The organism is Streptomyces sp. NPDC001393 (genome assembly GCF_053597455.1).
Window position 1 is genome coordinate 59170 of the sequence record NZ_JBSFIH010000021.1, and the last position, 18139, is coordinate 77308.

Here is an 18139-nt window from a genome sequence, read left to right on the forward strand (position 1 = left end):
CGAGTGACACACCCGCCGCAGAGCAGCACGGCACCACCACCGCCGGCGGGCCCCGGCCTGCCCGCCGTCCCCGGCATCCCCGCGCAGCCCGCCCGCCCGGCTCCCCCCGGCTCCCCGGGCCCGTCAGCCCGGCGGACCGCGTTCGCCGAGGGCGTCGACCGGCTGCGGGACGCGGCGACCACCGAGCCGGGGCGGCTGCGGATGATCGGGGCCGTACTGGCGCTGCTGGTCGTGGCGTTCGGCGCGGTCACCGCCTGGCAGGCCAGCGAGCGGGCGGCCGCCGCCGACGACGTGCTGCACCGCAGTCAGCCGCTCAGTGCCGGCGCGGCCGGCATCTACCGCTCGCTCGCGGACGCCAACACGGCCGCCTCCAGCGGTTTCCTGGCCGGCGGGCAGGAGACGGCCGCCTCCCGGGACCGGTACGAGAAGGACATCCAGACGGCCGCCGCGGGCCTGGTGACCGCCGCCGCGAACGCCGAGCCGGGATCGGCCTCCGAGGCGACCATCGCCAGGCTGAACAAGCTGCTGCCCGAGTACAAGGGGCTCATCGAGCGCGCCCGGACCTACAACCGGCAGGGCTACCCGGTCGGCGGCGCGTATCTGCGCTACGCCAACGAGAAGATGCAGAAGGAGATGCTCCCGACCGCGGAGGATCTCTACACCAAGGAGAACCAGCGGCTGGACGCCGACTACGGCTCCGCCACGCCGTACCCGTGGGTCGCCATCGCACTCGGCGTGCTCGCGCTGGCCGCGCTCGGCTGGGCCCAGCAGCGCAGCTACCGGCGCACCAACCGCGTTCTCAACCACGGCCTGGTCGCCGCCTCCGCCGCCACCACCGTCGCCCTGCTGTGGCTGGTCGTGGGGCACGCGGTGGCCCGCTCGGAGCTGAACGGCTCCTACGACCACGGCATCAGATCGCTGACCGTGCTGCACGACGCCCGCATCGCCTCCCTGAAGGCACGCGGCAACGAGAACCTGAGTCTGGTGGCGCGCGGCGCCGAGACCATCACGGTCGGCGGGCAGACGTACGACGCGTACTACTACGACTTCGACAAGGACATGACCACCCTCGGCAACGGCCTGACCGGGGCCGCGAAGCTCGCCGACGACCAGGGCGGCAGCGCACCGGTGAAGGCGGCGGAGGCCAACATGGCGGTGTGGAAGCAGCGCCACGCCGCGGCCCGCACCGAGGACGAGGACGGCAACTACCAGCAGGCGCTGGACATGGTGATCGGCGCCAAGGGCGCCACCGGCGAGTGCTTCGACAGCGTCGACGCCAACCTCGCCCGGGCCATCGACCACGAGCAGACCGAGTTCCAGCAGGCCGCCGGCGACGGCCGGGACGCCATGGCCGGGCTGCCGGTGGGCGCGGCCGTGCTCGCGGTGCTCGGCGCGGCAGGGGCGCTGTTCGGCATCGGCCGCAGGCTTTCGGAGTACCGGTGACAGGGGGCATGACGATGTACGCGGCACGTGTACGGGCCTCCCTGCGGGGCTGGGGCGGGGTCGGCGCGATGGCGGTGCTGTGCGCGCTGGCGCTGGCGTTCGTCCTGCTCCTGCCATGCACCCAGCAGCCCCCGCAGCACCGTCCGGTACGGACCGGTCAGGCCGTGGCGAGCGGTGTGCAGGCCCGCGCCGAGGACTGCAAGCCCGACGAGGCGCAGAACCAGACCCTGTCGCCGTCCGACGCGGACGGCCCGGCCATCGACGCGATCAAGGCCCGTACGGGCGCCAAGCGCAAGCTGATCGTCGGCGTCGACCAGAACAGCTACCACTGGGGCTACCGCAACCCGAACACCCAGGGCGCGGAGCTGGAGGGCTTCGACATCGACCTGGTGCACCGGATCGCGCAGGACATCCTCGGCGACCCGGGCGCGGTGCAGTTCAAGGCGATCCCGACCAGCCAGCGGATCTCCGCGATACAGGACGGGCGGGTGGACCTGGTCGTGCGGACCATGACGATCACCTGCGAGCGGCTGTCCCAGGTGGCGTTCTCCGCGCCGTACTTCAAGACCGGACAGCAGGTCCTCGCGCCCAAGTCGTCGTCCATCACGGGCTACAACTCCACCCTGGCGCACAAGCGGATCTGCACGGCGGCCGGTTCGACGGCGTACACCAAGCTGGACGCCGACCGGAAGGACGGCACCCTGCCCTCCTCCACGGACATCTCCACCACCGTCCCCAACCAGCTCGACTGCCTGGTCAGGCTGCAACTCGGCGAGGTGGACGCGGTGGTGACCGACGGCGCGCTCGCCGCCAGCCAGGCCGCGCAGGACCCCACCGTCGAACTCAAGGGCGGGGCGTTCACCACCGAGTACTACGGCGTGGCGATGAAGAAGGACGCCTCCGATCTGGTACGCCGGGTCAATCGCATTCTGGTGGGCTACCGAGCCAGCGGCTGGCAGGCGTCCTACGACACATGGCTGTCGGCGACACTGGGGAAGGACTCCAGCGCGTCCAAGCCGCCCGCGCCGCAGTATCTGCGGACGAGTTGAGCCGTATCCGACCGGAAACCCCCAAGCAGCGAGAGGTGATCGATGGGCGTCACGGACCCCGCCGGGCCGGTGATGGACCGGGACGAGGTGGACCGTGCGCTGGCGCGGCTCGACCAGGAGCACGAGGCGATCGAGACCTCGCTGCTGGCGCTGCAGGACCACGCGGGCCGCAGACTCCTCGAAGGCGCCGACCTGACCGGTGTCACCAGGGAACGCTGGCAGGAGACGGAGGCGCGGATCACGCGGCTGTGGGGGTACTTCGACGCCTACGCGGCCGCGCTGCGCTCCGCCCGTGAGATCCGCGCCCGGCGCCGCTGGGCCAGCCGCGAGGACCTGGTGGAGCTGACCGAGCTGCTGCGCGGCGAGTCCGTCACCGTGGCCGGGAACGGCGTACTCAGCGAGTCCTTCTCGCTGTCCGCGCTGGTGGACCGGATGAACGAGCTGTACGCGACGAGCCTGGACCTGGTCGTGGCCTGCGACGCGGTGTGGTCGGCGCTGCCCGCGCGGATCGATTTACTCGCCGCGGAACTGCAGCGCACCCGCAAACTCGCCCACTCCGTGGGGGTACGCCCCGGTGAGCACCCCTCCGGCGACGACCTGGAGCGAATCACCCGCACGCTCACCAGGCTCCGGGAGGACGTCGTCTCGGACCCGCTCGCGTTCTGGGTGCCGGCCGAGGGCAGTTCGGCGCCCGGCGGCGGCCGTCCGGACACCACGGTGTACGACCGTGAGGCGCGCGCCCTGGAGGACGTGCGCCGGGAGATCGACGCCGTGCTGACGGTCCGGCAGGACGCGGAGGCGCGGCTGATCAGGCTGCGGGACGTGCTCTCGCGCGCCGACCGCACCCTCGCCGAGGCCCGCACCGCGCGCGGCGAGGTGCTGGCGAAGATCGCGGCGACCGAGGTGCCGGTGGTCAGCGGCCCGCCTACCGTGCTCCAGGAGCAGCTGGCGACGGCGGCCGAGTACCGCAGGCAGGGGCAGTGGCACCGGCTCTCCCCGCTCCTGGAGTCCCTGGAGCAGAAGGCGGAGGACGAACTGCTGCGCGCCCGTGAGTCGTTGACCGCGGTCACCGCGCCGCTCGCGGTCCGCGCCGAGCTGCGCGGCCGGCTCGACGCGTACAAGGCGAAGGTCGCCCGGCACGGGCTCGCGGAGGACCCGTTCCTGGTCGAGCGGTACGACGCGGCCCGGCGGATGCTGTGGAGCGCGCCCTGCGACCTGCGGGTGGCCGAACAGGCCGTGCTGCGTTACCAGCAGCTGGCGGCCGAGCTGCTCGGCGGCGGCGCGGGCGCGCCCGAGGACCGTAAGGGGGACCAGTCATGAGTCAGCCGGGGCAGACCTGTCAACGGCCGGGCTGCGAGGGGTCGTACGAGGACGTGGGCGGCGGCGAGCTGTACTGCGACACCTGCGGTCTCGCCCCGGTCGTCTCGGCGAGCGGGCTGGTCGGGTCGCCGGCGACCGGGGTGACCAGGGGCGCGGCGGACAGCGGGAGTTCGCGCAGCAGCTCGCGCACGTCCTCGCAGTCGTCGAAGTCGCGCCGCTCGGTGTCCGGGCGGCTGTCGCGTTCGGCGTCGGGCCGCTCCACCGGCCGCTCGGTGTCGGTGCGCAGTTCCGGTTCGTCGTCGGGGACGTCGACGCGCGGCCGGCTGGGGGCCGGGCTCGTGAGCGTGCCGCAGGTGCCGCGGCCGGATCCGCGCTCGATGGTGCTGCAGAACCCGGAGGTGCCGGAGCGGAAGCGGTTCTGCTCGCGCTCGGACTGCGGGGCGCCGGTGGGCCGGGCGCGCGGTGACCGTCCCGGCCGTACGGAGGGTTTCTGCACCAAGTGCGGGCACCCGTACTCCTTCGTACCCAAGCTGAAGGCCGGGGACATCGTGCACGGCCAGTACGAGGTCGTGGGCTGTCTCGCGCACGGCGGGCTCGGCTGGATCTACCTCGCCGTGGACCGGGCCGTCTCCGACCGCTGGGTGGTGCTCAAGGGCCTGCTGGACACCGGCGACCAGGACGCGATGGCCGCCGCGATCTCCGAACGGCGCTTCCTCGCGGAGATCGAGCACGCCAACATCGTGCGGATCTACAACTTCGTGGAGCACCTGGACCAGCGCACCGGCTCCCTCGACGGCTACATCGTCATGGAGTACGTCGGCGGCAAGTCCCTGAAGGAGATCGCCAACGCCCGCCGCACGCCGGAGGGCCGCCGCGACCCGCTGCCGGTGGAGCAGGCCTGCGCGTACGGCATCGAGACGCTGGAGGCCCTCGGCCACCTGCACAGCCGTAACCTCCTGTACTGCGACTTCAAGGTCGACAACGCCATCCAGACCGAGGACCAGCTCAAGCTGATCGACATGGGCGCCGTGCGCCGCATGGACGACGACGAGTCCGCGATCTACGGCACGGTCGGCTACCAGGCGCCCGAGGTCGCCGAGGTCGGCCCGTCGGTGGCGAGCGACCTGTACACGGTCGGCCGTACCCTCGCGGTGCTCACGTTCGACTTCCAGGGCTACACGAACGTCTATGTGGACTCGCTGCCCGACCCCGACACCATCGACGTCTTCCGCCGTTACGAGTCCTTCTACCGGCTGCTCGTGCGCGCCACCGACCCCGACCCGGCCCGCCGGTTCGCCTCCGCGCAGGAGATGGCCGAGCAGCTGACGGGTGTTCTGCGCGAGGTCGTCTCCCTGCAGACCGGCCACGCCCGGCCCGCCCTGTCCACCCTGTTCGGCCCCGAGGTGAGGGTCACCGACCGGGAGTTGTTCCCCCGACTGGACGGGGACGTGTCCCGGCTGGGGGCGCGGGAGGCGCGGGGACGCAGGCGGCGGGGCACCGGAGCGCCGGGGACGGCCAACGGCCCTGGAGCGGGCGGGCTCGCGCAGGGCACGGCGGGTCCCGCAACCGGTACGCCCGCGCACGGGACACACGGGCCCACCACCGGCGCCCTGCCGGAGTCGGCGGCCGGGGCACTCGGCACGTCGCGTTCCGGAGTCGGCGGGCCCGCGTCCGGGACAGCCGGCCCCACAGCCGGGGCCCGCGCGGCCGTGGCCGCCGGACCGGCGGCGGGAGCGGGTACGCCGGTCGGGTCCGCCGGACCGGGATCCGGTGTGGCCGCGCCGGCGCTCGCCGGGCCCGCGGCCGGGCCGTACGGGTCCGCGGCGTCCGGCCTGCCCCCGGCCGCCCTCGTCAGGCCCGTCGACACCCCCGCCACCGCGCTCGCCCTGCCGGTCCCGCTGGTCGATCCGGGCGACCCCAACGCGGGTTTCCTGGCAGGCCTGATGACCTCCGCGCCGGCCGAGCTGATCAGTGCCCTGGACGCGGCGCCGACGCAGACCGTGGAGACCCGGCTCCGGCAGGTCCGCGCCCGGCTGGAGAGCGGCGACCACCAGGCCGCGCTGATGAGCCTGGCCAAGCTGGAGGAGGAACGGCCCGACGACTGGCGGGTGGTGTGGTACCGGGGCGTGGCCGCCCTGGTCACCGGAGACTTCGAGGGTGCCGCGCTCGCCTTCGACGCGATCTACGACGCCTTCCCCGGCGAGGCCGTGCCCAAGCTGGCGCTCGGCCTGTGCGCGGAGGTGCTGGGCCAGCTGGACAACGCGGCCGAGTACTACCACCTGGTGTGGGCGACCGACCCGAGCTTCGTGAGCGCCGCGTTCGGGCTCGCCCGGGTGCAGCTCGCGGCCGGGAACCGGCACGGTGCCGTAACGACCCTGGAGTCGGTGCCGGAGTCCTCCATCCACTACACGGCCGCCCGGGTCGCCGCCGTACGGGCGCGGCTCAGAGGGCGCACCGCGACCGCCGGTGACATACCGTTCCTGGACGACCTGACGGCCGCCGCCGGGCAGGTCGAGGCGCTGGACGCGTACGGCCTGGACCCGGCGCGACGCGAGCAGTTGGCCGCAGAAGTGCTCGGCTCGGCGCTGGACTGGATACTCTCCGGAGGCCAGGACAGCCGGCCCGCCGTCGGTGGGCGGGTGCTGCTGGGCAGCGGTCTGGACGAGCGGGGACTCCGCTTCGGCCTGGAGCGCGCCTACCGCACGCTGGCCCGGCTGGCGCCCGGCGGCGAGGAGAGGATCGAACTGGTGGAACGGGCCAACCGTTACCGCCCCCGGACGTGGGTGTAGTTGATGTCGCAGATGCCCCAGCAGGCCGCACTGGCGAAGTGCCCGAGCTGCGCGGAGCCCGTGGAGTCGGGCGACCTCTTCTGCGGAGCGTGCGGGTACGACCTCTCCGTCGTACCCGAGCCGCCGCAGGACCATCCGACGCTGACCATGAACGGCTCCGCGAGCGGTTCCGGCGGGGACGGCGTGGGCTGGCCCGTCCCCGAGCCGGACGGCTCCGGCACCCCGCCGGCGCCGCACCTGCCGGCCGACCTGCCCGGCACCGACTCCGGCGGCACCCCCCTGCCCGAGCACGGGCCCGGCCCTCAGGGAGGTCCGGGGCAGCCGACCGGCTCCGGGGTGCGCTTCGACCGGCTCGCGGAGCCCGAGGAGTACCCGCTGCAGGCGCCCGACCCGCGCGTGGCCGAGAACCTCGCCCCGCCCGAGGAGCCGGCGCAGGTGTGCGTGGCCTGCCGGGCCGGCCGGGTGGACAGCGACGGCTACTGCGAGAACTGCGGGCACGCCCAGCCCCGCGAACGCGACCACATGGAGCGGGAGTCGGGCCCGGTGGCCGCCGTCAGCGACCGGGGCCTGCGCCACCACCGCAACGAGGACGCCTTCGCCGTCGGCCACACCGCGCTGCCCGACGGCACCCCGGCCTGCGTCGCGATCGTCTGCGACGGCGTGTCCTCCGCGACCCGCCCCGACGACGCGTCGACCGCCGCCTCGCAGGCGGCCGGTGACACGCTGCTGACCTCCCTGCCGCGCGGCACGCATCCGCAGACGGCCATGCACGAGGCGATCGTCGCCGCCGCACAGGCCGTGAACGCCCTCGCCGAGGAACCCGCCACGGCCCGCGAGCACGCCCCGCACCAGAACGCCCCGGCGTGCACGATCGTGGGCGCGGTGGTCGCCTCCGGGCTGCTGGTCGTCGGCTGGGTCGGCGACAGCCGCGTCTACTGGGTGCCCGACGACCGCACCGCGCCGGCGGCCCGGCTGACCGAGGACGACTCCTGGGCCGCACAGATGGTCGCCGCCGGTCTGATGAGCGAGGCCGAGGCGTACGCCGACGAGCGCGCCCACGCGATCACCGGCTGGCTCGGCGCGGACGCCTACGAGCTGGAGCCGCACACGACCTCCTTCAAGCCGGACCGGCCCGGAGTCGTGGTGGTGTGCACCGACGGCCTGTGGAACTACGCCGAGACGGCCGAGGAGATGTCCGAGGTCGTGCCGGCGGACGCGGCCGCGCGCCCGCTGCACAGCGCCCGGGTGCTGGTCGGCCACGCCCTGGACGGCGGGGGCCACGACAACGTAACAGTGGCCGTCGTGCCGTTCCCGGCGCCGCCGCAGGGGGCAGGATCGGCCTGAGGCCGCGGGAGCGGGAGCGGGGAAAGCCTCACACGGGCCGTCGGGGACCGGTCCGTTCACAGCCGTCGCCCTGTGTCAGCGGGGCGGTCAAGGGGGATTTGAGTACGCATGGCCAATTTCGCGAAGTCGCATGTGCCGCAGTTCTCGATGGACGTCTATCAGAACGAGTACTTGCCGGAGGGCGGGCGCGAGGTCAACGCGATCGTCACCGTGACGGCGACCGGCGGCGGCACCGTCGGGTCCGCCGTGACCCCGGTGTACCCCAAGGGCCGGGGCCCGGCCGCCGCCGTGGCGCTCATGGTCGACTGCTCCGGTTCGATGGACTACCCGCCGACCAAGATGCGCAACGCCCGGGACGCCACGGCCGCCGCGATCGACACCCTGCGCGATGGCACGCACTTCGCGGTGATCGGCGGCACGCACGTGGCCAAGGAGGTCTACCCGGGCGGCGGGGGCCTCGCGGTCGCCGACCCCGCCACCCGCGAGCAGGCCAAGCAGGCGCTACGACGGCTCAGCGCGGGCGGCGGCACGGCCATCGGCACCTGGCTGCGGCTCGCCGACCGGCTGCTGAACTCGGCGGCCGTCACGATCCGGCACGGCATCCTGCTCACCGACGGCCGCAACGAGCACGAGTCGCCTCAGGATCTGCGGGCGGCGCTGGAGGCGTGTGCCGGACGGTTCACCTGTGACGCGCGCGGCGTGGGCACCGACTGGGAAGTGAAAGAAGTCACAGAGATCGCCTCCGCGCTGCTCGGCACCGCCGACATCGTCGCCGACCCGGCCGGCCTCGCCGCCGACTTCACGCAGATGATGGAGACGGCGATGGGCAAGGAGGTCGCGGACGTCTCCCTGCGGGTGTGGACGCCGGTCGGCACGACCATCCGGTTCGTCAAGCAAGTCGCCCCCACCGTCGAGGACTTGACCGCCCGCCGCACCGAGGCCGGGCCGCGCGCCGGGGACTATCCGACCGGGTCCTGGGGCGACGAGTCCCGCGACTACCACCTGTGCGTGGAGGTGCCGGCGGCCGGCCTGGGCCAGGAGATGCTCGCCGCGCGGGTCTCCCTGGTGGTGCCCCAATCGGACGGATCGGTACAGAACCTCGGCGCGCAGGGGCTCGTGCGGGCGGTGTGGACCGACGACATGGCGGCCTCCACCTCGATCAACCCCCAAGTCGCCCACTACACCGGGCAGGCCGAACTGGCACAAGCCATCAAGCAAGGTCTCGATCTCCGTAAAGCGGGCGATTTCGATGGCGCAACGGCCAAACTGGGGCGTGCCGTTCAGCTCGCCAACGCCTCCGGGAACGCCGATACTGCGAAACTGCTTGCGAAGGTGGTGGACGTGGTCGACGCCGCGACAGGTACTGTGCGGTTGAAGACGAAGGTCGCAGAGGCGGATGAGATGACTCTGGAGACCCGGTCCACAAAGACTGTTCGTGTAAAGAAGTGACCCTGGAAGCGTAGGAGAAGGGGAAGCACCGACATGCCGACCTGCCCGAACGGACACCAGTCGGGTTCCGACGACTGGTGCGAGGTCTGCGGTCACCGCATGGCCGGTGCCGTACCTCCGCCCCCGCCGCCCCCGCCCCCGGGCGGTTACGGCTTCCCGCCCCCGCAGGGCACCCAGACCGGCGGACGCCCGCCGGCCGCGTCGGCCCCGGAGCCGGAACTGTGCCCGCAGTGCCGTACGCCCCGCGAGGGCGGTGCGCCCTTCTGCGAGGAGTGCCGGTGGAACTTCCTGACCAACACGGCCACCTCGTACACCCCGGCCGCGCCGCGCCCGCCGCAGCCGCGGTTCCAGCCGCCGAGCGCGACGTACGGCGGCAATGACGGATACGAGTACCAGGGCTCCCGGCCCTCGCAGATGAACCGGCCCGCCGAGCCGATCCCGTCCTTCGGCAGCGAGCCGTCGGGCCCGACGCCGTTCACCGGCGAGCGCGGCCCGGCGGGCCCGCCGACCTCGCCCGGTCCGGGCGGTCCGGGCGCTCCTGGCGGCTTCGGTAGCGGTCCGGGGCAGGGCGGCCCGGGTTCCGGCGGTCCTTCGGGCTTCGGTGGCGGTCCGGGTCAGGGTGCCGGTGGTCCCGGCCCCTCCGGCTTCGGTGGCGGTCCGGGGCAGCCTCAGGGGCAGGGTCCGGGCGGTCCGGGCGCGCCGGGCGGCTTCGGTGGCGGACCGGGTCAGGGTGGCCAGGGTTCCGGTGGGCCGTCCGGCTTCGGTGGCGGTCCCGGTCAGTCTCAGGGCCCGGGTTCCGGCGGCCCCTCCGGTCCGCCGCCCTTCGGTCGTGAGCCGTCCGGTCCCGGTGGGCCCTTCGGCCGTGAGCCCTCGACTCCCGGTGGCCCCACGCCCCCCGGTCCGACCCAGGGCGGTCCCTCCGGCTTCGGCGGCGACCCTTCGCGTCCGGTACCGCCGCCGCCCGTTCCGACCCCGCCCGCCGGTCCCGGTGCCGGTCCCGGCGGGGCCCCGCAGGCGTTCCAGCAGTCCGGCCCGCCCGCGCCGCCCGCGTTCCCGCGCGAGACCGGCCGGCCGCCCGGCGGCGCGCCCTCCGGCGGCCCGTCCTTCGGCGGCGGTGACGACGACTGGGTCATCTCCCCGCCGTCGTCCACCGGCCCCTCCGGCGGTCCCGGTGGCGGACAGGGCGGCGGTGGCTACGGCTACCCCCAGCCCGGCGCCACCCAGGCCCCGCCCGGCGGCCCCGGCTTCCCGCAGCAGCCCGCGGGACCGGTCACCTGGACGGCGACCATCGGCCCGGACCGTGACTACTTCATGGCGATGATGCAGCGCTCGGGTCCCGAGGCCGCGGGCCTGAACCTGCCCGCGTACTCGCCCGAGCAGCAGCGCACGCTCAGCGGCAACCAGGTCACCATCGGCCGCCGCCGGCACTCCACCGGCGACACCCCCGACATCGACCTGGCGGTGCCGCCGGAGGACCCGGGCGTCTCGCACCAGCACGCGGTGCTGGTGCAGCAGCCGGACGGCAACTGGGCGGTGGTCGACCAGAACTCGACCAACGGCACCACGGTCAACATGTCCGAGGAACCGATCCAGCCGTTCGTGCCGGTTCCGCTTCAGGACGGCGACCGGGTGCACGTGGGTGCCTGGACGACGATCACCATCCGTCGCGGCTAGCAGGAGCGCGGCCGGCAGGAGCGCGGTCGGCAGGAGCGCGGTCGGCAGCAGGAGTCAGGGCAGGGGCCAGGCGTACGGCCCCTCCGGCCCGTCCAGCCACGCCCAGGCGTGCTCGCCGTCGACCGTGACGCCGTACCGCTCGCGCTCCGGGCAGCCCTCGCGCTCCCACAGTGCACAGGCCTCGTGCGGATCGAGGGTGCCCCGGGTCAGCGCGAGCAGGAAGCGGAAGGTCTCCTGCTCGCGGGCCCGGCTCGGCAGACCGGCGAGCGACACGCCCTCCGCGCCTGACCGGCCCTCGCCGCGCAGCGGCACGAAGTAGGCGGCCGTGGGCAGGAAGCGGCCCTCGCCGTGTGTCGCGTCCCGCACCGTGAGCGCGAGCAGGCCGGTGGCCAGCGGGGTCAGAATGCGGGCGCCGGGGCGGCACTGGGCGAGCCAGGCGCGCGGGACCGTGGACAGCTCGCAGGTGGCGATGATCCGGTCGAACGGGGCGCGTTCGGGCACACCGCGCGCGCCGTCGCCGGTGACGACGGCCGGGTGGAATCCGGCCGCATCCAGATGCCGGCGGGCCGACTCGGTGATCTCCGGTTCCAGGTCGACGGTGGTGACCAGGCCGTCGTGCCCGAGCCGGTGGACGAGCAGGGCCGCGTTGTACCCGGTGCCCGCGCCCACCTCCAGGACCCGGTTTCCGCCCTCGACCTCCAGCGCGGCCAGCATGCGCGCCATCAGGGAGGGCTGGCTGCTGGAGGAGACCAGCTCGCCGTCGCGCAGCCGGGTGGCCAGCGGGATGTCCGCGTAGGCGCCGCGCACCCAGCGCTCGCGGGCCTCCGGGTCGGGGCTCTCGCCCCAGCGGCGCTCGTAGCCGCGCGGTCCGGCGACGTAGTAGTACGGCACGAACAGATGCCGGGGCACCACGGCGAACGCCTCCCGCCACACCGGGTCCGAGGCCCAGGACCCCTCGGCGTCGATCTCCCGCACCAGCGCGTCCCGCGCGGCGGCGGCCAGGCGCTCGGTCTCGGCGTCGTAGGCACCCATGGGGTCCACAGTAGGGGCGGGCCGGCCCGCGGGTCCTCAAGCTCTCGCAGGTCCTAAGGCTCGGGTCCTCGGTCACCCGGTCTGAGACCATGGGGGACGTGAATGAGATTCGGCGCGGCACGCTTCAGGAGCAGACCTTCTACGAGCAGGTCGGCGGGGAGGAGACCTTCCGCCGGCTGGTCCACCGTTTCTACGAGGGAGTCGCCGAGGACCCGTTCCTCAGGCCGATGTATCCCGAGGAGGACCTGGGCCCGGCCGAGGAGCGCCTCGCCCTGTTCCTGATGCAGTACTGGGGCGGCCCCACCACCTACAGCGAGAACCGCGGCCACCCCCGGCTGCGGATGCGGCACGCCCCCTTCACCGTGGATCGGGCGGCGCACGACGCCTGGCTGCGGCACATGCGGGTGGCCGTCGACGAACTCGGGCTGTCGGAGGAGCACGAGACGACGCTGTGGAACTACCTGACGTACGCCGCGGCGTCGATGGTCAACACTCCGGAGTGACGAAACCCCGGAGGGACGAACATCCGGAGTGACGAACAGAGGATCGGGGATCGGGATGAGCCGGAAGGAGCCACCTGGGCTCAGCGCACGCTGACGCCCAGCGGGCCGAGCCCGGCCGTCCGCCGCACCGCGACGGACCCGTACGGGGTGCGCAGCCTGAGCCACGCCCCCGAGGAGAACAGCGCGGTGTCGGCCGGATCGGCGCCCGGCCGCAGGAAGCCCAGGGACTGGGCCGCGTGCACGGCCCGCACCGGAAGCCCGGTCCGCCCGATCTCCCGGGACCAGATGTCCCGCCCGATCCGGTCCAGCTCCGCGCGGGTACGGCCGTCCGGCGCGAGTTCCTCCGTACGGGACCGGAACTCGGTGACCGCCGCGGCGACGGTGGCCCGCAGCGCGTCCGGCGAGGGCAGCCCCGGCTCGGGCTGCCAACCGCCGCGCGGCGGCAGTACACCGGCCCACGGCGGACCGGTGACCGCGCCCGGCACGGCGGCGGTGGCCCCGCGCTCGTCCACGGACTGAAGGAACTCACCGGCGGAGACGGTCACGTCGAGGGTGGCGTCGAGGCCCTTCTCGTAGGGCTTCGCCAGCCGTACCGCACGGACGGCCAGCACCTCGAAGGACGGCGGCCGGCCGAAGACGGCGAGCGCCGTGCCGGCCGCCTGCAGGCGCACCGCGGCTCCACGGTCGTAGTGGAGCAGCCGGGAGAGGAAGGCGGCGAGGTCGGCCGCCTCCGTCTCGTCGGCCAGGTGCAGCACCGTCATGCGGCGACGGCCTCCTCGTCGGAGTCGTCCCGGTACTTCTGGAGGAACTCCCGCTCCCCGGCGGTGATCCGGCGCGGCCGCTGGGTCTCGAAGTCGAACGGGACGACCACGGTGGCAGCCTGTACGTAGATCGCGTCCGCGTCCTTCACCTCGTAGCTGACGGTGAAGGACGCGGCCCTGATCTCCGTGACCCACAGCTCGATGTCCACGGGCGTGGGCCGGTGGACGAGCTGGCGCCGGTAGTCGATCTCATGGCGCGCCACCACGGACCCCTGCTTGGACTCCGTGCCGCGCAGCGACAGGAAGTCGATGCGAGCCTCCTCCAGATAGCGGAGGAAGATCGCGTTGTTGACATGTCCGTACGCGTCCATGTCCGACCAGCGCAGCGGGCAGCGATAGATGTGGCGCAAGATCGATCAGCCCCGGGTCAGCTTCTTGTAGGTGGCGCGGTGCGGACGCGCGGCGTCCGGGCCGAGCCGCTCGATCTTGTTCTTCTCGTACGACTCGAAGTTGCCCTCGAACCAGAACCACTTCGACTCACCCTCGTAGGCGAGGATGTGCGTGGCGACGCGGTCGAGGAACCACCGGTCGTGGGAGACGACCACGGCGCAGCCGGGGAAGTCCAGCAGCGCGTTCTCCAGGCTGCTGAGGGTCTCCACGTCCAGGTCGTTGGTGGGCTCGTCGAGGAGCAGCAGGTTGCCGCCCTGCTTGAGGGTGAGCGCCAGGTTGAGCCGGTTGCGCTCACCGCCGGAGAGGACGCCGGTCGGCTTCTGCTGGTCCGGGCCCTTGAAGCCGAACGCGGACACGTACGCCCGGCTCGGCATCTCGACCTGGCCGACGTTGATGTAGTCGAGCCCGTCGGACACGACCTCCCACAGCGTCTTCTTCGGGTCGAGGTTGGCGCGCCCCTGGTCGACGTAACTGATCTTGACGGTCTCGCCGACCTTGATGTCACCGGAGTCCGGCGTCTCCAGCCCCTGGATCATCTTGAACAGGGTGGTCTTGCCGGCGCCGTTCGGGCCGATGACGCCCACGATGCCGTTGCGCGGCAGCGTGAAGCTGAGCCCGTCGACGAGGACCTTCTCCCCGAAGGCCTTGTTGAGCTTGTCGACCTCGACGACGATGTTGCCGAGCCGCGGGCCCGGCGGAATCTGGATCTCCTCGAAGTCCAGCTTCCGCATCTTCTCCGCTTCGGCGGCCATCTCCTCGTACCGGGCGAGACGCGCCTTGGACTTGGCCTGCCGCCCCTTGGCGTTCGACCGCACCCATTCCAGCTCTTCCTTGAGCCGCTTCTGCCGCTTGGCGTCCTTCTGGCCCTCGACCTTCAGACGGGAGGCCTTGGTCTCCAGGTAGGTGGAGTAGTTGCCCTGGTACGGGTACGCACGGCCGCGGTCGAGCTCGAGGATCCACTCGGCCACGTTGTCCAGGAAGTACCGGTCGTGGGTGATGGCCACGACGGTGCCCGCGTACTTGGCGAGGTGCTGCTCCAACCAGTTCACCGACTCGGCGTCGAGGTGGTTGGTGGGCTCGTCGAGCAGCAGCAGGTCGGGGGCCTCCAGCAGCAGCTTGCAGAGCGCGACGCGGCGCTTCTCACCACCGGAGAGGTTGGTGACGGGCCAGTCGCCGGGCGGGCACCCGAGGGCGTCCATGGCCTGCTCCAGCTGCGCGTCCAGGTCCCACGCGTTGGCGTGGTCCAGCTCCTCCTGCAGCTTGCCCATCTCGTCGAGCAGCGCGTCGGAGTAGTCGGTCGCCATGAGCTCGGCGATCTCGTTGAACCGGTCGAGCTTGCCCTTGATCTCGGCGACACCGTCCTGGACGTTCTCCAGGACGGTCTTCTCCTCGTTCAGCGGCGGCTCCTGCAGCAGGATGCCGACGCTGTAGCCCGGGGACAGGAACGCGTCGCCGTTCGACGGCTGCTCGAGCCCCGCCATGATCTTCAGCACGGTCGACTTACCGGCACCGTTCGGCCCGACGACGCCGATCTTCGCTCCCGGCAGGAAGTTCAGGGTGACATCATCGAGGATCACCTTGTCGCCGTGCGCCTTGCGCGTCTTGCGCATGGTGTAAATGAACTCAGCCAAGAGAAACCGTCCGGCAGCTTGAAATCTGGCAGTGGGCAGATACACCCCATCTTGCCGTACGGCCACCCCTGGGCGGAAACCCGTTAGCTCGGTCCGCTCTGACCTGGGCGTTTGCTGTTGTCATGGGGTGGCTCGTTTGACTCTGTGACAGTTGAGCGCCGATCGGTGGGGGCCGATCATGAGCGCATGAGTCACGGCTTACGTCGTATCGGCGGACTCGCAGTCCTGATCGCTGGCATCGCGTTGGGGGCCTGGGTGGTTTTCGGGGCTCCGCACGACTGGCACGGTGCCAAGGCCGTCGGGCGGCTGGTGTTCGCCGGCCTGGGGGCCGTCGGGATGATCAGCGGTTCGGCAGGGCTGGTCTTTCCGGACGCTCCCCAGGACGAGCCCGGCACGGCCCAGGACGAGACCGGCGCCCAGAACGACGAGGTGTGACGCCGGACCGGGTCAGCCGTCGGCCTGTTCGCGCTTGCGCAGCAGGACCAGGACCGCGCCGCCGATCACCACGAAGCCGATGGCCACCCCGGCGATCAGCGGGGTGATGGCGGAGCCGCCCGTCGCGGCGAGGTTGGTGTCGGGGGCCGTGGTACCGCCGACCGAGGCGGGGCTGGGCTCATTGTGGACCTGGGCCGACTGCGTGGTGATCGCACCCTGCGTCTTGCAGTCGAGGACTCCGGCGAAGCGATGGCTGAAGCCGTGGGGTCCGGTGATCGTGAAGTCGTAGGCCTGGTCCTCCTGCAGCGGGACGGTCACCGTGCGGGAGGCGCCCGCGGGGATGGTGTGCTCGGCGCCCATCAGCTCGAAGGTGAAGGGCTTGTCGCCCTTGTTGGCCGCGAAGATGTCCAGGGCGCCCTTGGCGCAGTCCTTCCGGGCCGACACCGCCGGTATGGGACCCCCGGCCGCCCAGGTGGCGGTCGCGGTCGCGGAGACCGTGGACTCGCTGGAGCCGGCCAGGATCTGGGTCTGGCTGCGGCTGTCGGAGGCGAACGCCCGGCCGACCGGCACCGTGGTCGACGCCTGCACGGTCAGCTGCGCCGAGCCGGTCGAGGCGTTCTCGGGAATGTCGAAGTACAGCTGGGTGCCGTCCTGCGCGGACGTGATCACCTTGCCGGTCCTGTCGGTGATCCGTGCCCCGCTGGTGGCCGCGTCCGGCGGCGGGCTCACCGTGACGGTGGCCGCGTTGGTGTGCACGGTCACCGGGCCGAGCAGGTCCCCGGGCCGACCGGAGACCGCCGGTGGGTCCAGGGTCAGCGAGGCCCGCGGTTCGCCGAGGTCGCGGGCGCTCTTCTGCAGATAGTCGGCGAGCTTCTCGGCCTGCGCGTCGACGGCGTCGACCTTCGCGTGGTCGGAGTAACGCCAGATGGCCACCTGGGTGCCGGCCGCCGCGTCCTGCTCGGTCAGGGCACCGACGCCGGCCTGACGGGCGAGCGCGGCGAGGTCGTTGACCTGGGGGTAGGAGTTCTGCAGGATCCAGCGGATCCGGCCGGCGTCCTTGTTGCCGCTCAGCGAGGTGCCGCTCCAGGGCGTTTCCTGGTAGAGAGTGTCACGCTGGGTGGGATTGTGGAGGTCGATGCAGTATGTCTGCAGCGTGCCGCCGCCGTCGACGGACATCTCGAACAGGCCCGCCTCCACGCGCTGGTCGCTGCCGTTCTCGTGGATCACTGCCTCGCCGTAGGTCTTCAGGCCGTTGATCGTGGCCGTCGCCCCGCCCTGGGTCTGCGGTATCCCGTCGGTCCCGTCGGCCACGGCCGTACCGGCGCCGGACAGCACACCGGCTGCCAGGAGGCCGGTCACCGTCGTGGCGGCCGCCAGGCGGGCCGCTCCGTTGGAACGGCGGAACCCACAGAACGCAGCAAGCACAGAATTCCCCTTCGAGCAGGACCCGTTGGACGTGGGGGACGGTCCCACCTGCAGAATCGGCAGCCCCTAGGGGCATGCCCGGCATCCTATGGATCAGCCGGAGTCTCTCCTGCTGGTCGGATGATCCGATGGGCGATCCGATCCGTAATCGTTATCGCCGGGACCGTCCATGAGCTGGGCATATCGACAAATGCACCGGTTCGTACGGGGGGTTCGGCGACCGGGCGGCCCTGGCCCGGTCGCCGAACCCCCTGCCACCGACAGGGTGCTGACCTCACGTCACTGCCACTGCTCCCGCGGCCTGTTGAGGCATGCTGCCGCCCTCGTCCGGAGTGTCATGGGGGCGCGGTGTCTCCCAGTTCGGTTCCGGCCGGGTCGCCGTCGGCGGCACGTCCGGTTTGGCCGAGCGCTGGAAGGCGGCCGTACCGCGTGCGAGGTCGTGGCCGATCGCCACGGCGTCGATGTCGGCGGACGCCCACTGCTGCTGCCCGTCACGCACCTCCGTGCGCACCTTCAGCCGGCCCTGTACGACGACCGGCTGGCCCACCTCCACGCACGCGGCCACGTTGACCGCGAGCTGGCGGTTGGCCCACACGGTGAAGAAGTTGGTGTGCCCGTCGGTCCAGGTGCTCTTCTCCCGGTCCCAGTAGCGCGCGGTCACGGCCAGCCGGAACCGGGCCGACGGGCCCGCCGCCGACTCCCGGTACACGGGCTGGGTGGCCACGTTGCCCACCACGCACACGATGGTCTCGTTCATGTCTCGCTCCCCTCCCCCGCCCGGTCCCTTCCGACCGGGCGGACACGCGCACGGGTCCGTCCCGTACAGCCGTGTCT

15 protein-coding genes are annotated in these 18139 nt (G+C 72.5%); 9 read left to right on the forward strand and 6 right to left on the reverse strand.

Annotated features, from left to right (window positions below):
- Positions 1-3 precede the first annotated feature (3 nt).
- The 7 genes from ACWC2T_RS22800 (at position 4) to ACWC2T_RS22830 (ending at position 11068) form a co-directional block, all read left to right on the forward strand.
- On the forward strand, positions 4-1443 hold the full coding sequence (locus ACWC2T_RS22800; protein ID WP_450672174.1) for a hypothetical protein: 1440 nt from the start codon (positions 4-6) through the stop codon (positions 1441-1443).
- Positions 1444-1457: 14 nt separating this feature from the next.
- On the forward strand, positions 1458-2492 hold the full coding sequence (locus ACWC2T_RS22805; RefSeq protein ID WP_450672175.1) for a glutamate ABC transporter substrate-binding protein: 1035 nt from the start codon (positions 1458-1460) through the stop codon (positions 2490-2492).
- A gap of 42 nt (positions 2493-2534) precedes the next feature.
- A complete protein-coding gene (locus ACWC2T_RS22810) occupies positions 2535-3812 on the forward strand; it encodes a hypothetical protein (RefSeq protein ID WP_450672176.1) in 1278 nt (425 codons plus the stop codon).
- Positions 3809-6601 carry a tetratricopeptide repeat protein gene (locus ACWC2T_RS22815; protein ID WP_450672177.1) on the forward strand — a complete coding sequence of 931 codons (2793 nt, stop codon included), beginning with the start codon at positions 3809-3811 and terminating at the stop codon, positions 6599-6601. The genes ACWC2T_RS22810 and ACWC2T_RS22815 overlap by 4 nt, the downstream gene beginning before the upstream one ends.
- 3 nt (positions 6602-6604) lie before the next feature.
- Complete coding sequence (locus ACWC2T_RS22820; RefSeq protein ID WP_450672178.1) at positions 6605-7945, forward strand: PP2C family serine/threonine-protein phosphatase; 1341 nt, start codon at positions 6605-6607, stop codon at positions 7943-7945.
- 108 nt (positions 7946-8053) lie between these two features.
- Complete coding sequence (locus ACWC2T_RS22825) at positions 8054-9394, forward strand: vWA domain-containing protein (RefSeq protein WP_450672179.1); 1341 nt, start codon at positions 8054-8056, stop codon at positions 9392-9394.
- Between the two features lie 33 nt (positions 9395-9427).
- Positions 9428-11068 (forward strand): FHA domain-containing protein, encoded by a 1641-nt coding sequence (locus ACWC2T_RS22830; RefSeq protein ID WP_450672180.1) that lies wholly within the window; start codon positions 9428-9430, stop codon positions 11066-11068.
- Between the two features lie 54 nt (positions 11069-11122).
- On the opposite strand, the gene ACWC2T_RS22835 is transcribed toward ACWC2T_RS22830, so the two are convergent.
- The gene (locus tag ACWC2T_RS22835) at positions 11123-12100 is read right to left on the reverse strand and encodes a methyltransferase domain-containing protein (RefSeq protein WP_450672181.1); all 978 of its coding nucleotides are present in this window, start codon (positions 12098-12100) and stop codon (positions 11123-11125) included.
- 89 nt (positions 12101-12189) lie between these two features.
- Between ACWC2T_RS22835 and ACWC2T_RS22840 the strand changes: the two genes are divergently transcribed.
- A complete protein-coding gene (locus tag ACWC2T_RS22840) occupies positions 12190-12603 on the forward strand; it encodes a globin (RefSeq protein ID WP_450672182.1) in 414 nt (137 codons plus the stop codon).
- Positions 12604-12683: 80 nt separating this feature from the next.
- Here ACWC2T_RS22840 and ACWC2T_RS22845 read toward each other — a convergent pair whose 3' ends face one another.
- Genes ACWC2T_RS22845 through ettA form a run of 3 tightly spaced genes read right to left on the reverse strand, consistent with a single transcriptional unit; the run spans position 12684 to position 15445 of the window.
- Positions 12684-13364 carry a hypothetical protein gene (locus ACWC2T_RS22845; RefSeq protein ID WP_450672183.1) on the reverse strand — a complete coding sequence of 227 codons (681 nt, stop codon included), beginning with the start codon at positions 13362-13364 and terminating at the stop codon, positions 12684-12686.
- On the reverse strand, positions 13361-13774 hold the full coding sequence (locus tag ACWC2T_RS22850) for an acyl-CoA thioesterase (RefSeq protein WP_450672184.1): 414 nt from the start codon (positions 13772-13774) through the stop codon (positions 13361-13363). Before ACWC2T_RS22850 ends, ACWC2T_RS22845 begins: the two co-directional genes overlap by 4 nt.
- A 6-nt stretch (positions 13775-13780) precedes the next feature.
- Complete coding sequence (gene ettA / locus ACWC2T_RS22855) at positions 13781-15445, reverse strand: energy-dependent translational throttle protein EttA (protein ID WP_351212968.1); 1665 nt, start codon at positions 15443-15445, stop codon at positions 13781-13783.
- Between the two features lie 186 nt (positions 15446-15631).
- Here ettA and ACWC2T_RS22860 point away from each other — a divergent pair, with 186 nt between their 5' ends.
- Positions 15632-15880 (forward strand): hypothetical protein, encoded by a 249-nt coding sequence (locus ACWC2T_RS22860; RefSeq protein ID WP_450672185.1) that lies wholly within the window; start codon positions 15632-15634, stop codon positions 15878-15880.
- Positions 15881-15892: 12 nt separating this feature from the next.
- On the opposite strand, the gene ACWC2T_RS22865 is transcribed toward ACWC2T_RS22860, so the two are convergent.
- Together ACWC2T_RS22865 and ACWC2T_RS22870 are read right to left on the reverse strand one after the other, a co-directional pair.
- A complete protein-coding gene (locus ACWC2T_RS22865) occupies positions 15893-17305 on the reverse strand; it encodes a Cys-Gln thioester bond-forming surface protein (RefSeq protein ID WP_450672186.1) in 1413 nt (470 codons plus the stop codon).
- 274 nt (positions 17306-17579) lie between these two features.
- Complete coding sequence (locus ACWC2T_RS22870) at positions 17580-18062, reverse strand: single-stranded DNA-binding protein (protein WP_450672187.1); 483 nt, start codon at positions 18060-18062, stop codon at positions 17580-17582.
- Positions 18063-18139: the final 77 nt, after the last annotated feature.